The 16,136-nt window shown below is 34.1% G+C and carries 14 protein-coding genes; 9 read left to right on the plus strand and 5 right to left on the minus strand.

The window, feature by feature from the left end; genetic code table 11:
* Positions 1-137: 137 nt before the first annotated feature.
* Complete coding sequence (locus tag JK636_RS16800; RefSeq protein ID WP_202750145.1) at positions 138-701, minus strand: glycerol-3-phosphate responsive antiterminator; 564 nt, start codon at positions 699-701, stop codon at positions 138-140.
* A 184-nt stretch (positions 702-885) separates the two neighbouring features.
* Here JK636_RS16800 and JK636_RS16805 point away from each other — a divergent pair, with 184 nt between their 5' ends.
* From JK636_RS16805 to JK636_RS16815, 3 genes are read left to right on the plus strand one after another with little or no spacing between them, the layout of a single operon-like run.
* Entirely contained in the window at positions 886-1,209 is a 324-nt protein-coding gene (locus JK636_RS16805) for a PadR family transcriptional regulator (RefSeq protein WP_202750146.1), read from the plus strand.
* A complete protein-coding gene (locus JK636_RS16810) occupies positions 1,202-1,834 on the plus strand; it encodes an HAAS signaling domain-containing protein (protein WP_202750147.1) in 633 nt (210 codons plus the stop codon). Before JK636_RS16805 ends, JK636_RS16810 begins: the two co-directional genes overlap by 8 nt.
* A 16-nt stretch (positions 1,835-1,850) precedes the next feature.
* A complete protein-coding gene (locus JK636_RS16815; RefSeq protein WP_202750148.1) occupies positions 1,851-2,768 on the plus strand; it encodes a DUF4097 family beta strand repeat-containing protein in 918 nt (305 codons plus the stop codon).
* 36 nt (positions 2,769-2,804) lie between these two features.
* Here JK636_RS16815 and JK636_RS16820 read toward each other — a convergent pair whose 3' ends face one another.
* On the minus strand, positions 2,805-3,005 hold the full coding sequence (locus tag JK636_RS16820) for a DUF1858 domain-containing protein (protein WP_202750149.1): 201 nt from the start codon (positions 3,003-3,005) through the stop codon (positions 2,805-2,807).
* A gap of 537 nt (positions 3,006-3,542) precedes the next feature.
* Here JK636_RS16820 and JK636_RS16825 point away from each other — a divergent pair.
* The 4 genes from JK636_RS16825 to JK636_RS16840 all read left to right on the plus strand — a co-directional run bounded on the left by JK636_RS16825 (position 3,543) and on the right by JK636_RS16840 (position 8,943).
* Positions 3,543-4,421, plus strand: a complete 879-nt coding sequence (locus JK636_RS16825) for a DMT family transporter (protein WP_202750150.1) — start codon at positions 3,543-3,545, stop codon at positions 4,419-4,421.
* Between the two features lie 321 nt (positions 4,422-4,742).
* Positions 4,743-5,222 (plus strand): NADH-quinone oxidoreductase subunit NuoE, encoded by a 480-nt coding sequence (gene nuoE, locus JK636_RS16830; RefSeq protein ID WP_202750151.1) that lies wholly within the window; start codon positions 4,743-4,745, stop codon positions 5,220-5,222.
* 23 nt (positions 5,223-5,245) lie between these two features.
* Complete coding sequence (locus JK636_RS16835; RefSeq protein WP_202750152.1) at positions 5,246-7,138, plus strand: NADH-quinone oxidoreductase subunit NuoF; 1,893 nt, start codon at positions 5,246-5,248, stop codon at positions 7,136-7,138.
* Between the two features lie 62 nt (positions 7,139-7,200).
* Positions 7,201-8,943, plus strand: a complete 1,743-nt coding sequence (locus JK636_RS16840; protein WP_202750153.1) for an NADH-dependent [FeFe] hydrogenase, group A6 — start codon at positions 7,201-7,203, stop codon at positions 8,941-8,943.
* A gap of 17 nt (positions 8,944-8,960) precedes the next feature.
* Here the strand turns inward: JK636_RS16840 and JK636_RS24055 are convergent, their stop codons facing one another.
* A complete protein-coding gene (locus tag JK636_RS24055) occupies positions 8,961-10,283 on the minus strand; it encodes a Na+/H+ antiporter NhaC family protein (protein WP_202750154.1) in 1,323 nt (440 codons plus the stop codon).
* A gap of 353 nt (positions 10,284-10,636) precedes the next feature.
* On the opposite strand from JK636_RS24055, the gene JK636_RS16850 reads away from it, so the two are divergent.
* Both JK636_RS16850 and JK636_RS16855 read left to right on the plus strand, forming a co-directional pair.
* Positions 10,637-12,088, plus strand: coding sequence for a glycosyl hydrolase family 18 protein (locus tag JK636_RS16850; protein WP_202750155.1), 1,452 nt, complete (start codon positions 10,637-10,639; stop codon positions 12,086-12,088).
* 251 nt (positions 12,089-12,339) lie between these two features.
* Positions 12,340-13,185, plus strand: coding sequence for a DegV family protein (locus JK636_RS16855; RefSeq protein WP_202750156.1), 846 nt, complete (start codon positions 12,340-12,342; stop codon positions 13,183-13,185).
* 928 nt (positions 13,186-14,113) lie between these two features.
* On the opposite strand, the gene JK636_RS16860 is transcribed toward JK636_RS16855, so the two are convergent.
* Together JK636_RS16860 and JK636_RS16865 are read right to left on the minus strand one after the other, a co-directional pair.
* Positions 14,114-14,767, minus strand: a complete 654-nt coding sequence (locus tag JK636_RS16860; RefSeq protein ID WP_202750157.1) for an HAD family hydrolase — start codon at positions 14,765-14,767, stop codon at positions 14,114-14,116.
* Positions 14,768-14,787: 20 nt separating this feature from the next.
* Entirely contained in the window at positions 14,788-16,029 is a 1,242-nt protein-coding gene (locus JK636_RS16865) for an MDR family MFS transporter (protein ID WP_202750158.1), read from the minus strand.
* Between the last annotated feature and the right edge of the window lie 107 nt (positions 16,030-16,136).

The raw sequence follows: 16,136 nt of genomic DNA on the forward strand, positions 1-16,136 counted from the left end.
ATTTCACTTAATACATCCCCTTTTATGATAAACTTGTAAACAATTACATTCAATTTAATAAAAAAACCACATCATAATAAAGCCCTCAGGCATTACTATAATCTGGCTCTCACTTCTCTGCCAATTATAATTTTATTTTACATGTTCCATAGCTCTGAACTGCTTGTTGATATTGCAACCGCTCCGCTGGAAAGCGCTTCTATAACATCTTTTTTATTATTTATAAGACCTCCTGCAATAATAGGAGCCTTAACTTTATTCTGAATTATATTTATTATCTTGCTTGCAATCCCAGGCATAACCTCGACTGCATCCGGAGTTACCTCCCGTATATTTTTAATTCCAGTTTCTAATGATAGTGAGTCAATTATAAAAATTCTTTGTATAGTGCACAATCCGAACTGTTTTGCATGCCTAATATTTGTAGGTTTTGTTGTGATTATACCATATGGATCTGCATATTGTTTTATGTATTCTATACCAAATACATCTCCCCTTAAACCTTCAATCATATCTAAATGTATAAAAACTATTTTTTTAGCAGCCTTCAGTTTTTCACAAATATCCTTAACATTCATTAAATTTCCATATAATACAAATACAACTTCTGCATTGCTGAAAATAGCTTTATTTAAATCGCTATCGTTTCTAATCGCAGCTATTACAGGATTTTCTATCAAGGTTTCTTCTAACTTAATCATCTTATACCACCTTATAGGAACTAATGATAAATATCACTGTATTTTTATTATAGCACAGCACCGTTTAAAGTAAATAATTGTTATTTTTTAAATTTATAGTCTATATTATTGTTTAGTATCTTGCAATGTACAATACTAGATGTTATACTATAGATAGTTAAAATTAACCAAAAGGATTGATGCTATGAATACCCAATTAAAAAAAGGAATACTCGAACTATGTGTTTTAGCTGTATTAGATAAAAAAGACTGCTATGGTTATGAGCTAGTCAGTGAAATTTCCAAAAATATTGAAATTTCTGACGGAACAATCTATCCTATACTTAGGAGATTAAATCAGGAAGGATATTTTACAACTTACTTACAAGAATCGCAGGAAGGCCCCCCTAGAAAGTACTATAAGCTTACAGAGATTGGCAAAGCTACTAAGGAAGAAATATTAATGGAATGGAACGACCTTGTTGAAGGTGTTAACAATATAGTAAAGGAGACTAAAATAAATGAATAAGGAAGATTTTTTAAGAAATCTAAACTCCTCCCTTTCAGGTTTTACAGAAGAAGAACGAAAAGATATTTTATATGATTATGAAGAGCATTTTAGACTTGGAATTGAGAGTGGAAAAACAGAAGAAGCTCTTATAGCTGAGCTTGGTGATCCTGAAAGCATTGCTAATCAATATAAGACAAATTTAAACTTTGAAAAAGCTGCTATTAATGAAGCTAATGAAAATATGAATAACAATATGAATACCAGCTATAATAAGAATAAAACTACTGCAGAAGATGTATCTATATCAATAATTGCAGCCATTGGACTGCTTTTATTCAACTTAATATTCATACTTGGACCTTACTTAGGACTTTTAGGGGCACTTATCGGCCTATTTGCAGGAGCTGTCGGAGCCTTTTTAGGAGGAGCTTTTATGACTTTTGGAACTATGCTGCTTCCTTTTACAAACAACTTCTTCGGTGTTCCTTTTAACGTTTCTCCTTCTGCAGCATTTTTATTTGGAGTTGGAACTATTGCCTTTGGAGCATTATTCTTTATAGGAGACTGCTATATTGCAAAATACTTTTTTAAAGGCACCTCAAAATACCTCAACTGGAATATGAGAATTATTAAAAGAATGTAAAGGATGGGCTTAAATAATGAGTAATTGGAATATGAAAAAAATTGTTCTGTATCTTGTGGCAACAATGTTTATTGCTTATGGATTAGGTGCTATTGTATTTTTTAGCTCCGCTAAGACTTCTTTTAACGGCGCAAAAGGTAATTATGATATTAATGAAGAAAAGACTTCAAATGTTAATGGAATAAAAGAAATAAGAGTCAGTGTAGCAAGTCCTGATATTAATATAATACCAGTTGATGGAAGCGAAGTTAAAGCTATCTTAAACGGAAAAATTATAAGCAGCGGCCCTTATATAAAACCCGAGCTTGAATGCTATACATCCGGAGATAACTTATACATTAATGTAAAAAGCAAAATTAATATGGTAATAGGATTTTTCAGTTCATCTTTAAAGCTTGATGTTTATATTCCTAATTCCTATACAAGTGCGTTAAAACTCTCCTCTTCCTCTGGAAACTTTAATGTTAAAGACCTAAAGCTTTCAAGTTTAGAGTGCAATGCAAGCTCCGGGGATACAAATATAGAAAATATTTCTGCTGATAATTTTGTTTTTAACACCAGTTCAGGAAGTTTAAAAGCTGATAAACTCACTACAAAAACCTCAAAATTATCAAATTCCTCAGGAAGCAAAAGAGTTACAGGTTTTACGGGAGATTTAAAGGTTTCTTCTTCCTCCGGGGATACAAAAATTGATTATGCAGCTTTTGATAATGATATTAACGTAGAGTCTTCTTCAGGAAGTGTTGAAATCAGGCTTCCAGAAAACTCAAACTTCTATTTAAGCGCACGTACCAGCTCTGGCGGAATAAAAACTGACTTTCCAATAACAGTAAAAGGCGAGACAGGAAGACACGAACTTATTGGAACAGTGGGGAGCGATAAAAACAAAGTTAAAATAAACACTTCTTCAGGAAGTGTTAAGATATTAAAGTAATTATAAATGCCTAGGTAATTAGCCTAGGCATTTATATTATTCATTAAATAAATTATTTAATGCTTCAATCATTTCTTCTGGGTCTATTCCGTGAACCATAGCCCCTTGTTCAACAGTTTCCATTTGCGCTCCTGGGCAGCTTATGCATCCCATTCCAAAGGACATAAGTACTCTAGAAGCATCTGGATGCATTCTAACTACTTCACCAATTGTCATATCTCCAGTAACCTTGCTCATTTTTTCCTCCTTTCAGTCGGAACACTGAGTAATTTAAAACTCTCGCTCCGCTCGAAAATTACTCGTTAAAACCCTTTTAGAGTTTTAACCTCCTATCATCCGGAACACCGAGTGATTTAATATACCCACTTCCGCTCTCAAACTACTCATTAAAGTCCATTTAGGACCTTAACTTCATAATTATACCATTATTAATCCATACTGTTTTAGTATGAATTAATTAATATTATATCATACAGCTTTTGTTTTATAAAGTATCTATATTAGTTTATGGTAGTTTTTTTATTTTATTCAGGATGGACATTTTGTAGTTTCAAATTAGCAAATCTCTGTTTGACAATGACAGCGTTTTAAATCAAAATGGTTATGTAGGTTAAGGTGCCAAACGTGTCATATTAGACGGGAGTGAGCACTCCAAGATTCCCAGTGTTTCGACTGAAAGGAGGTACAAGTGCTAAATGCACTTGTACGGGTAGTTTGCGAGTGGGAACAAGCGCTTTAAACTACCCAGTGTTTCGAACGAAAGGAGAAATTAATTTGTCAAATTTAAAAATATATTCTTTAATGATACTTTCAACAATATTTTGGGCAGGAGCTTTTATAGCTGCAAAGCTTTCTTCACCTTTTATTCCACCCTTTACACTAACCTTTTTGAGGTTCTTTATAGCAACTATAATTCTATGCGGAATAATAAAATATACAAAACAGGATATTAAAAAACTTACTAAACCAGATATACCAGTATTTTTATTTACAGGCTTAGTGGGTATGTTTGGATATCATGTACTATTTTTTACAGCTGTAAAATATACAACTGCAATAAATTCTTCTATAATAGGAGCTTCAAATCCAATTATAACAACAATATTAAGCATTATTTTTCTTAAGGATAAAATTAATTACAAAAGATTCTTAGGAATCCTCTTATCTTTTATAGGAGTTTTCTTAACCTTAACAAATGCTAATTTATCTGTGATAAAAAGCTTTTATTTTAATAAAGGTGATCTTATTATGCTGCTTGCAGTGCTTATGTGGGCATCCTATGGGGTGTTCAGCAAATGGGTAATGCTGCGATACTCACCCATGACACTTACTTTTTACAGTTTCTTATTCTGTACTATTTTAATTACTCCTTTTGTAATATATGAAGCACCATGGAGGCTTTTAAATAATATACCTTATTACTCTTATATCTCTGTAGTTTATATGAGCATATTCCCATCCGTCATAGGATATCTTGTACAGCAGCTGTCTATAAAGCAAATAGGTCCCAGCAAAACCTCTATATTTATAAATTTAGTACCTATGTTTTCAATAATTTTATCAGTTTTAATTCTTAAAGAAAGTCTTAATCCTATTAAACTGCTAACAGCCTTTTTAATAGTTGCAGGCGTTTATATCTGCCAAAGAAATTAATTATTTAACAAAGCATGAAGGAAAAAACTTCCTTTATGCTTTTTTTAATTCATGAATTTAGCAAAATTAATATTGCAATAGAATCAATCTATTAACAGATAAAAAATAATATTGTAACTTTTCAAAAAACACTTAATTTTTTGTACAATATCCTGTATAATGGTATAGTAAGGTAAAAATATCATCTTAATATCTAGTTACATTTTTGTAATTATCTATTTTTATGCACTTGATTGTTAAATATATAACAATCAGTTAGCGAACGGAAGTGAGCAATCTTTAATTGCTCAGTGTTTCCGACTAAAGGAGGAATTATTGTAAATGTGTAAAAGCGTCCTTGTTGAGGAAAAGTTTCACGAGCTTGAGGAGTTTATAAATGAACTTCCTGATAAAAAAGGTGCTTTAATCGAAGTTCTTCACAAAGCTCAACATATCTTTGGATACTTACCTGAAGAGGTACAGCAGTTTGTAGCAGAAAAACTGAATGTTCCTGCTTCAAAAGTGTATGGAGTAGTAAGCTTTTATTCCTACTTCACAACAACTCCTAGAGGAGAATATGTTGTAAATATATGTATGGGAACAGCTTGCTTTGTCCGTGGTGCAGCTAATGTATTAGCTGAATTTGAAAAACAAATAGGTGTTAAAGTAGGACAAACTACTGCTGATGGAAAATTTACAGTGGAAGTTCTTCGCTGCGTTGGCGCTTGTGGACTTGCCCCAGTAGTAACTATAAACGATAGAGTTTATGGTCATGTTACACCAAACGATGTAAAAAAAATATTGGCAGAATACCAAGATTAAAGGGGATTAAGGAGGGAACTAATTTGAACAGAATCCATTCTTTAGAGGAACTTGAAAATTTACATGAAGAATGTAAACCTCTTCTCAATTTAAGACAGCTTGCGCATGACAGTATACCTTCAGAAACAATTATAGAAAAAAGAGAAATATTAGTTTGCGGTGGAACAGGATGTAAGGCTTCCCGAAGTGATCAAATAATTAGAAATTTAAACCGTTATATAAATCTAGCAGGCCTTTCTGATAAAATTACCGTATCAATAACAGGATGTTTCGGTTTTTGTGAAAAAGGACCTATTGTTAAGATAAGTCCTGATAACGTATTCTATGTTCATGTAACTCCAGAAGATGCAGAGGATATAGTTGTAGACCATCTTGTTAACGGAAAAGTTGTAGAAAGACTTCTTTATGAAGAGCCTACTATAAAGGAGAAAGTAAAAAGGCAGGATGAAATGTCCTTCTATGGAAAGCAGCACAGAATAGCTCTTAGAAACTGCGGACTTATTAATCCTGAAGATATAAATGAATATATTGCAGCTAATGGTTATTTAGCCCTTGGAAAAGCATTAACTTCCATGAAACCTGAAGATGTTATTCAAAACATGATTGATTCAGGACTTAGAGGCCGCGGCGGCGGCGGATTCTCCACAGGACAAAAGTGGATGTTTGCAAGAAGAAGCAAAGCTGAACAAAAATATATAATCTGTAATGCTGACGAAGGAGATCCAGGTGCATTTATGGATCGTTCCATTCTTGAAGGAGACCCAAACAGTATTATAGAAGCAATGGCAATAGCTGGCTATGCTATCGGTGCTAGCAAAGGATATATCTACATTAGAGCTGAATACCCTCTAGCTATTGAAAGACTCAGAACTGCAATAGCTCAAGCAAGAGAACTTGGACTTCTAGGAGAAAATATTTTAGGAACAGGTTTTGACTTTGATCTTTACATTAAGTATGGTGCTGGTGCTTTCGTTTGCGGAGAAGAAACAGCTCTTATCCACTCTATTGAAGGAAGTCGTGGAGAGCCTACAACAAAGCCTCCTTTCCCAGCAGTAAGCGGACTTTGGGAAAAGCCAACATGTGTTAATAATGTTGAAACCTTTGCTAATATACCTCCAATTATTATAAACGGACCAAGCTGGTATAATGTTCTTGGCACAAAGACTTCCAAAGGAACAAAGGTTTTTGCACTTGCAGGAAAAATCAATAACGTTGGTCTTGTTGAAGTTCCGATGGGAACAGCTTTAAAGGAAATTATTTATGATATCGGCGGAGGAATTCAAAATGGACGTAAGTTTAAGGCAGTTCAAACCGGTGGACCTTCCGGCGGATGTATTCCTGCTTCCATGCTTGATATTCCAATAGACTATGAATCCTTAAATGCAACAGGCTCAATGATGGGTTCAGGCGGAATGATTGTTATGGACGAAGACAACTGTATGGTCGATATAGCTAAATTCTATCTTGAATTTACAGTTGATGAATCCTGTGGAAAATGTACTCCATGCCGTGTTGGTAACAAGAGACTTCTTGAAATACTGACAAGAATTACTGAGGGTAAAGGTACAGAACAAGATTTAATTGATCTACCAGAGCTTGCTGAAACAATTAAAGATACTTCACTTTGCGGACTTGGTCAAACTGCTCCAAATCCGGTATTAAGTACAATGAAATATTTTATGGACGAATATGAAGCTCATGTTAGAGAAAAGAGATGCCCTGCTGGAGTATGTCAATCACTATTACAATATCATGTTACTGATAAGTGTATTGGATGTACAAAGTGTGCTAGACAATGTCCAGTATCCTGCATAAGCGGTAAGGTTAAAGAAATGCATGTAATAGGACAGGATAAATGTATTAAGTGCGGTGCTTGTATGACGGCATGCCCAGTTAAAGCAATAATTAAAAGATAGCAGCTGCATAAAGTTAACAAATTGATATATAAGCAAAAAATTTATCGGAAGAGGTGAAGATTTTGAGTTTAGTAACTGTAACCATTAATAACAGACAAGTTCAAGTAGAAGAAGGAACTACTATACTTGAAGCTGCTAAACTATTAAATATAAAAATCCCTACTTTGTGTCACCTAAATTTACATGATACAAAGATGGTTAACCAAATTGCTTCCTGCAGAGTATGTGTAGTTGAAGTAGATGGAAGAAGAAACTTAGCTCCTGCATGCGCTACTCCTGTGTTTGATAAGATGGTAGTGAGAACTAACAGCATTCGTGCAATAAATGCAAGAAGAACAGTAGTTGAGCTATTACTATCCGACCATCCAAAGGACTGCTTAATCTGCGAAAAGAATACAGACTGTGAGCTTCAAAAGCTTGCTGCTGACTTAGGAGTTCGTGAAATACCTTATAAAGGTGAAATGTCTACTTATGAAATAGATGATTCAAGCTATTCTATAGTTAGAAATCTTGATAAATGCATACTTTGCAGACGCTGCGAAACTATGTGCAGCAATGTTCAGACAGTAAATGTATTATCAGGAGTTGATAGGGGTTTCCAGACAGTTGTATCCCCTGCATTCAATCTTCCAATGACAGAAACCTCCTGTACCTTCTGTGGACAATGCGTTGCTGTATGTCCAACAGCAGCACTCACAGAAGTAAACAATGTTCCAAAGGTTTGGAGAGCATTAAAGAACAAGGATAAGTATGTTATAGTTCAGACTGCTCCAGCAGTAAGAGTTGCTCTTGGTGAAGAATTCGGAATGGAGCCAGGAACAGTTGTAACTGGAAAAATGGCTTCAGCTTTAAGATCCTTAGGTTTTGATAAAATATTTGACACCGACTTTGCAGCTGACCTAACTATAATGGAAGAAGCATCTGAATTTGTTCACAGACTTCAGCATGGCGGAAGACTTCCTATATTAACTAGCTGCTGCCCTGGATGGGTTAAATTCTTTGAGCATCAATTCCCTGATCTTTTAGATATACCATCCAGCTGTAAATCACCACACGAAATGTTTGGCGCTGTAGCAAAAACTTATTTAGCTGAAAAAATGGGGATAGCTCCAGAAAATATAGTTGTTGTTTCAGTTATGCCTTGCCTTGCTAAGAAATATGAAGCTGCAAGACCAGAGCTTTCAAACAACGGAAATCAAGATGTAGATATAGTAATAACTACAAGAGAACTTGCTAAAATGCTTAAAGAAGCTGGAATAGATTTTAATTCCTTAGAAGAAGGCGAATTTGATAATCCTCTTGGGGAATCAACAGGTGCATCAGTAATATTTGGCGCAACAGGCGGAGTTTTAGAAGCAGCTCTTCGTACAGCCTACGAATGGTTAACCGAAGAAACTCTTGAAAATGTTGAATTTCATGCATTAAGAGGTATGGATGGAGTTAAAGAAGCTACAGTTAAGATAAATGATATGGATGTTAATGTTGCTGTTGCTCACGGTCTTGGAAATGCTAGAAAGATTCTTGAGGCTATAAGAGCTGGAGAAGCTAACTATCATGCTATAGAAATAATGGCATGTCCAGGCGGCTGTATTGGCGGAGGCGGACAGCCATATATCCACGGAGATGTTGAAATACTTAAGAAACGTGCTGAAGGTATTTACAGCGAAGACAGAGGCAAGGTTCGCCGTAAGTCTCATGAAAATGAAGCTGTACTTAAGCTTTACGAAGAATTCCTAGGAGAACCCTATGGAGAAAAAGCACATGAATTGCTTCACACTCATTATGTAGAAAGACAAAAGTTATAATATTAAAGAGGGCTTCATTAAATTGAAGCCCTCTTTCTATTAAACCTAAAATATATCAAATTAATTATTGGTATCAAGAACAAATAAAAAGCAAACCCTATAGCTTTCAAATTTACCCCTAATGTTGTTAAAGGTACTAAGACAGCTATGTTCCAAGGAATCATTGGAGAAATAACTATTGCTGTGTTCTCCAAATCTACCGCAAAGCTTTCCTTTGCTATGTTATTTTCCTCATAAGACTTTTTTATAAGCAGGTGCGTTAAAATTACCGCTAAAGTCTGGCTACAGCCAAAAGCAGCTGAGACTATGCTTACTAAAATAGAAGAAGCGAACAAGTCATATCTGCCTTTTGCTTTTCTTAACAGTGTCTCAATTACATCAAGCATTCCAGTACCTTCAAAGATTCCGGTAAATCCTGAGGATATAAATACAACAATCGACACCTTCAGCATGGAGAGTATCCCCCCGCCTTTTATTATATCTTTTAACGGATTTTCATAAGGCATGCTATAGCCTAAAAATAAATACTTTGTCATTTCTACTATGCTGACCTTTTGCAATACTATTGCTATGGCGCAGGCTATCAATATACTTATAAGCATAAGAAGCTTTACATCCACCTTAAAAAAAGAAAATATTAATATAATTGCTGCGGGCAGTATAGTAATTAAGTTTACATTGAATACCTTCATTATTTCTGAATTTATAATATTTCCACTATGACTTAAAGGATACCTCAATGAAAATATCAAATATAAAATGCACGCAAATAAAAAAGGAACTATGGAAGTTTTAAACATATTTTTTATGTTGTCATAAATATCTGTATCAGTTAAGTGAGCTATTAAATTAGCGCTGGAGGACATGGGAGAACATCTGTCTCCAAAATAGGCTCCTGAAAGAACAGCCCCTGCAGTAAGTGCTGCATTAACATTTCCGCTCCGAGCCATTACCATTAATGCCACTCCAATTGTTCCTATAGTTCCAAAGGAAGTTCCTATAAGAAAAGATACTAAGGAACTTATCAAAAAAGCTGAAAGTACAAATATATGAGGATTTAAAAATTTCATTCCATAGTACACAATAGCTGGTACGGTTCCGGCTGCCATCCATGAAGCGGTTATAGCTCCAATCAAAATAAATATCTTTAAAATAATTAAAGATTTTTTCCCGCCATCATAAGCCATTTTAATTAAAGCTTTCATCTCAAACTTTCGCTTTACTCCAAGCAATATAAATAAAATAAGACTTATAAATAAAGGATAACCAACAAAAATCCCTTTAAATGAACTAACAAGCAATAATATAAAACATAACACAAAAATTATAACAATATCCACTTGTCCTCCCCCTTATAGTCAATAACAATATCCATAAATATCATATCAAACACAATTATACTTTTAAAGCTTACTATAAATTTACTTCCATATATTACTTCTGAATTTTATAAAAATCCCATCGATAATTCTAATATATCAATTTTATCATACTAAAGTGCCTCAAGGAAGAGACATAATCAACAAGGAGGTTGAAGTCCTAAATGGACTTCAACGGGTAATCTTCGAGGCTAAAGTCCTAAATGGACTTTAGCGGGTAACTTATGAGCGAATCGAATGTCTTAAGTTACCCAGTGCCCGAATGGGAGCGAGTGATCTAGATTACCCAGTGTTTCGAAAGAAAGGAGAAAATTATGAAAAAATCTAAAAGTTTTTTATCTGCAATAATTGCTTTTTCATTATTAGCACTAAGTTCAAACACTGCTTTTGGGGTAAAAAGTGAAGCTCAAACATCTGTCATCACTCAAGCAAAACAGATAGAAAAATCTGTTACTCAGCCTTTGCAGTCTTCAGCTAATAGTATTCCTTCAAACAGCTCTGCTGATCAGAAGAGTATACCTAAAACTGTTGCCGCTGCAAATATATTTGTTAATGAGACTTCCAAATTAACCCCTGCTTCAAGTATTCCAAGTAAAAATACTTCAAGCAGCACTGCGGCTCCAGCTTCTGCAAGTACAAGTTCAAAAACATCTTCACCTGTTTCAACTTCCACTGCTCAGGCTTCGAAGTCTACTGTATCGACATCTACCTCTACGACACCTGCTGCTCAACCAGCTCCAACGCCAGCACCTGCACCTGCAGCTCCGGTATCGTCACCAAAACCTGCACCACCAAGCATACCTTCTTCAGATAAAATTGTGCTTGGTTACGGAACTTATTACTCATCAAGTGATACTTCTTCATTAAATTCTATGAAGCCTCACAGTACAATTATAGATGAGCTTGCTACACACACTTATATAGTAAATACTGATGGAAGTTTATATATACAAAATAATGTATTTCCAAAAAGCCAGGTTTCTTTTGCAAACAGCAATGGGATTAAACCTCTAGCGGTAGTTAGAAATGAATTTAATGGAGATTTAGCCCATGATGTTTTAACCAATTCTACAGCCAGAGCAAACCTATTAAGCGGAATACAAAACTCATTAATGTCCAACAGCTTCTCTGGAGTAAATATTGATTTTGAGCTATTAAAATCCTCTGATAGAGATGTGTTTACAGCCTTTATGAGAGATTTATACAATATGCTTCACCCTCAAGGCTTCATTGTTTCTATTGCGCTTCCTGCTAAGACCTCAGAGGCTGAAAAATGGGTTTATGCCTATGATTACGCCAAGCTTGGAAGTTATTCGGATCAAGTTATACTAATGACTTATGATGAGCACTATCCGGGAGGACAGCCTGGACCAGTAGCATCAATTGGATGGGTACAGAGAATAGTAAATTATGCTTCTTCAGTAATACCTAAATCTAAGCTTCTTCTTGGTATAGCAGCCTATGGATATGACTGGACAGTAAGTGGTGGAAAAACTGTATCAACAAAGTCTGTAAGCATAGCAACTGCTGCAAGCATTGCAGCGAATAATGGGGCTCAAATTCAATGGGATTCCACTGCTCAGGTTCCTTACTTTAATTATACTGACAGCAAGGGTTCACATTCTGTTTATTTCGAAAACAGTACAAGCATAGGATATAAGCTCAATATAGTAAATAACAGTAATCTAAAGGGTATAGCAATCTGGAGATTAGGTCTTGAAGATGAAAATTATTGGACAACCATAAAAACAAAACTTAATAAATAAAAATGATTCCAAGTTAATTCCTGTAGATGAATTTCTAAGGTTTAACTTGGAATTTTATTTTACAAAATGTTTTCAATATGAAATATTCCTATGTGGACAATCATAGTATATAATTGTACTTATGTCCAAATATTGAAAACCTATCATTTCGAATTTATTAATGTAATTTTACCATTTTAACTTCGTAATCAATATTTAATATATAGATTTCAATTTTAAAATTATATCTATTACGCTGGAAGGGGAGTAGGATGAATAAGATTAAAATTTTTACAGACAGCACAAGTGATCTCACACCTGACCTTATAAAAGAAAATGATATATCAATTATTCCTTTGTACGTAAATTTTGATGAAAAAAGCTTCAAAGATGGAGTAGATATTAGTACTGAAGAGCTTTATAGAAAAGTTGAAGAATATAACATGCTTCCAAAAACCTCTGCTGCTCCTCCAGCAGAATTTTATAAAACCTTTAAACCTTACATTGATGATAACTACGATATTATATTTATTGGCCTTTCATCAGCTTTATCTTCACATTTACAAAATGCAGTGCTTGCTGCAAATCAATTTCCGGAGGGAAGAATACATATTGTTGATTCATTAAACCTATCCTCTGCAATAGGCCTTCTTGTTATGAAAGCTGTTGATTTTAGAAATGAAGGTTTGAATGCTTTTGAAATTGCTGAAAGAGTTAAAGCACTTGTTCCTAAAATAAAAACAGCTTTTATAATTGATACTTTAGATTATCTTTTTATGGGCGGAAGATGTTCTGCATTAGAAAGCTTTTTTGGCGGGGTTTTAAAAATCAGACCTGTAGTAAAGGTAGTGGACGGGAAAATGGTTCTTGGTCAAAAATTAATGGGTAAAAGAGCACGTGCTCTTAACACTATGCTTAACAGTGTTATAAAGGAAAAAGGTAATATATCGCCTGAAAGAGTTATGGTAACTCACTCAATAAGCAATGATGCAGGCTACTTAAAAAATGAACTTAATAAACATATTGATGTTAAGGAAATAATTGAAACCCAGGCAGGCTGCGTAATCTCAAGCCACTGCGGACCAAATACTATTGGAATACTTTATATTGAGAAATAACTTGATAAAATTGCGAACTCAATGGTCACAGGCTATGCTTTAAAGTCCGCAGGGCTTATTGTGGAAAATAATATATAATCTTAGTAATTACTTTGCGGATGTTCTAAGGTTTGTGCAGCCATAAAACTAAGAGCCTCTAGGAATTCGCTTTAACTGCTGCTATCTTTAAAGCGAAGCTTCTAGAAAAAATTTTTCTATCATATTTTACTTTTTGTTAGCTCAGAAGAGAGGCTCTAAGTTTTATGACTTCACTTCACCAAGAACATAGGCAAAATACTCAATTAATCTTATATATTATTTTCCACACGGCCCTACAGACTTTAAAGCACGCCTATAATAATTTTGTTGCCTTCTAGCTAATCATGTTTAAAACAAGTAATGATGACTTTATCATTCATATATTTATATATAAACCTATAAAAATATTTAAATATTTACTGCAATCATGCCGGTTTGCAATAGATTTACTTTTTACAGTATCAAAGAACATGCTCATATAAACACTATTATTAACCAGTGCCAGACATTAAAAAGTTTTAATTATATAAACATCCATTAAATAAGTCATATAGATATACAATTATAATTGCGTATAAGATGCATAGACTGGGCGTAAGGACCGAGAGCAGGTGTGGAAAATAATATTTTAATTTGATTGATAACTTTGCCCATGTTCTTGGCGAAGCAATGCTAAAAAGCTTAGAGTCTCTCTTTTGAGCAAGTTAAAAGTATTTTAAGTTTACTAAAGATATTTTGAAGCCTGCAGCCATTAAAGAAACAAGAAGTCAAGCGAATTCTTAGAGACTCTTAGCTTTTCAGCATTGCAAGCCTTAGAACATACATAAAGTTATCATAAAGTAAAATATTATTTTCCACACAAGGCTCTAAGGTCTTTACACCACAGCCTGCGGTAACTTTAGTTCGCAATCTACTTAAATAACCTGTCAGCATCAACTTCACTAAAGGCTTCCACAACCAAATCTGCCATAGATATGTCCTGATTGCCTGAGGATATATTTTTATATCCAATACATTTCATGCCCGCTTTTTTAGCTGCTCTAACTCCATTATGAGAATCCTCAACTACTATACATTCGTTAGGCGAAACACCAAGCTTTTCTGCTGCATAAATAAAAATATCTGGCTCTGGTTTGCTTTTTCGAACCATATCTCCTGTTACTAGAACTTCAAAATACTCTTCAAGCTTAAATATTTTTACCACAGCCTCAATAACATTTAAAGGCGATGATGAAGCAATAGCTAATTTAGTTCCTCTTTCATGAAGCTTTCTAATAAAATCTCTTACTCCTTCAACAAGAGCAACTTCACACTCTTCAGAAGTTAAATGATTAAAATATTTTTCCCTAGCGTGGTTAACTAAGTAGTCCAGATCCTGAGAAAGCTTATATTTTTTCTTTAATGTATCCCACATGTAATGAGAAGTTGTACCAACAAATGTACTATGTTCTTCTCTCGTTACATCTATTCCCAATTCATCGTATATCTCATATTCAAGCTTTAGGTGAACTGGCTCACTGTCAATTATTACTCCATCCATATCAAATATAACTGCTTTAAACATTGTTACATCACTCCCGTCAATTATCTGTGTTTTATTTCATAAGTTCTCAGCCATCTCATAAAAATACTTGAAATAAAAGCTAATATGAAGCACATTATCCAAAGTTTTCTTATACCATAGGAATCTATAAATCTTCCAAAAATATAAGGTCCAAAGGAAAAACCTACTCCTGTTATAAGTGGGATTACTGCGTTAAATCTTCCTCTGTGATTTATAGGAGAATGATTTGCAATATAAACTCCTGAGTTTGTAGCTTCAAGTATTTCTCCTATTGTATATAACACTGCAGAAAATATAAATAAAGGAAAACTGTTTACAAAGCCGAGCATTCCAAAACCTACAGCGTAAAACAATGAAGCCAAAGCTACATTTATAACAGGTTTGATTTTCATAGTCAATTTTAGTATAAAGGTTGTAGAAATAATTATAACTATGCCGTTTGTAGCCATAACGAAACCAAAATACTTGGATCCTAAATCACTTCCAAAAACTTGAGTCATTTGAATAGGTATAACAAAACCTATAGTTGAATATACAAAGGCATTTATGGTTTTCCCTACTAAAAATAAAGATAGTGATGGTCTCCTAATCAAAGCCTTAAATACATTTGTATCTTCAGCAGATTCAGTATCATTTGCAGCCTTGCTCTCTTCAATTTCTTCTTTACTTGGGAGAGTATCCTCTATAAATATTGATAGTAATATTAAAGCTATAATTATTGAAACAGTATTACCTAAAAAGATAAGTCTTGTATGATTTCTATATAAAAATCCCGCTATCATTGGTCCTACAGAAAAGCCAAGGTTTATTCCAAGGTATAATAAAGAAAATGCTGATTTTCTATTATCTTTGTTGGTTAAGTCTGTTATCATAGCCGAATTTGCCGGCTGGGCAGCACTCATAAAAAAGCCCGCTGTTATTAAAAGCCTTGGAATCCATATAGAATTTCCTAAAAAGGCACAGGGTGCAAAACATAAGGCAGCAAAACCTTGAAATATCAAATATAATTTCTTTCTCCCAAAATGATCAGTAAGCTTTCCTCCAATCAGCGAACCTGCAGCTTGAACAAAAGCACTAATCATAAAATATGTACCGGCATCTTTTTTACTTAAGCCTATATGCTCTGTTAAAAATAATGTTAAAAACGGATAAACAAAATTACCCATCGCATTTACTACACGTACAATAGCAAGAATATAAATAGTCCGAGGCAGCCCTGAATATATTTCTACTTTACTAAGTAACTTCTTTGAAGTTTTCATTGTAAGCCCCCCTTTTTCCCCATAATCTCCAATTACTATTGTAATATAACGGTATATAAAAAACTATTAAAAGTTGAAGAGCTGTCAGAAATATTATACAATAGTCT

It is taken from the genome of Clostridium rhizosphaerae, assembly GCF_016765585.1.
GTDB classification, from domain to species: domain Bacteria; phylum Bacillota; class Clostridia; order Clostridiales; family Clostridiaceae; genus Clostridium_AT; species Clostridium_AT rhizosphaerae.

Excerpts from the sequence above, each read along its gene's own strand:
- JK636_RS16800 (WP_202750145.1), bottom strand. The coding sequence starts at position 701 with ATGATTAAGTTAGAAGAAACCTTGATAGAAAATCCTGTAATAGCTGCG.
- JK636_RS16805 (WP_202750146.1), top strand. The coding sequence starts at position 886 with ATGAATACCCAATTAAAAAAAGGAATACTCGAACTATGTGTTTTAGCT.
- JK636_RS16810 (WP_202750147.1), top strand. The coding sequence starts at position 1,202 with ATGAATAAGGAAGATTTTTTAAGAAATCTAAACTCCTCCCTTTCAGGT.
- JK636_RS16815 (WP_202750148.1), top strand. The coding sequence starts at position 1,851 with ATGAGTAATTGGAATATGAAAAAAATTGTTCTGTATCTTGTGGCAACA.
- JK636_RS16820 (WP_202750149.1), bottom strand. The coding sequence starts at position 3,005 with ATGAGCAAGGTTACTGGAGATATGACAATTGGTGAAGTAGTTAGAATG.
- nuoE (WP_202750151.1), top strand. The coding sequence starts at position 4,743 with ATGTGTAAAAGCGTCCTTGTTGAGGAAAAGTTTCACGAGCTTGAGGAG.
- JK636_RS16850 (WP_202750155.1), top strand. The coding sequence starts at position 10,637 with ATGAAAAAATCTAAAAGTTTTTTATCTGCAATAATTGCTTTTTCATTA.
- JK636_RS16855 (WP_202750156.1), top strand. The coding sequence starts at position 12,340 with ATGAATAAGATTAAAATTTTTACAGACAGCACAAGTGATCTCACACCT.
- JK636_RS16860 (WP_202750157.1), bottom strand. The coding sequence starts at position 14,767 with ATGTTTAAAGCAGTTATATTTGATATGGATGGAGTAATAATTGACAGT.
- JK636_RS16865 (WP_202750158.1), bottom strand. The coding sequence starts at position 16,029 with ATGAAAACTTCAAAGAAGTTACTTAGTAAAGTAGAAATATATTCAGGG.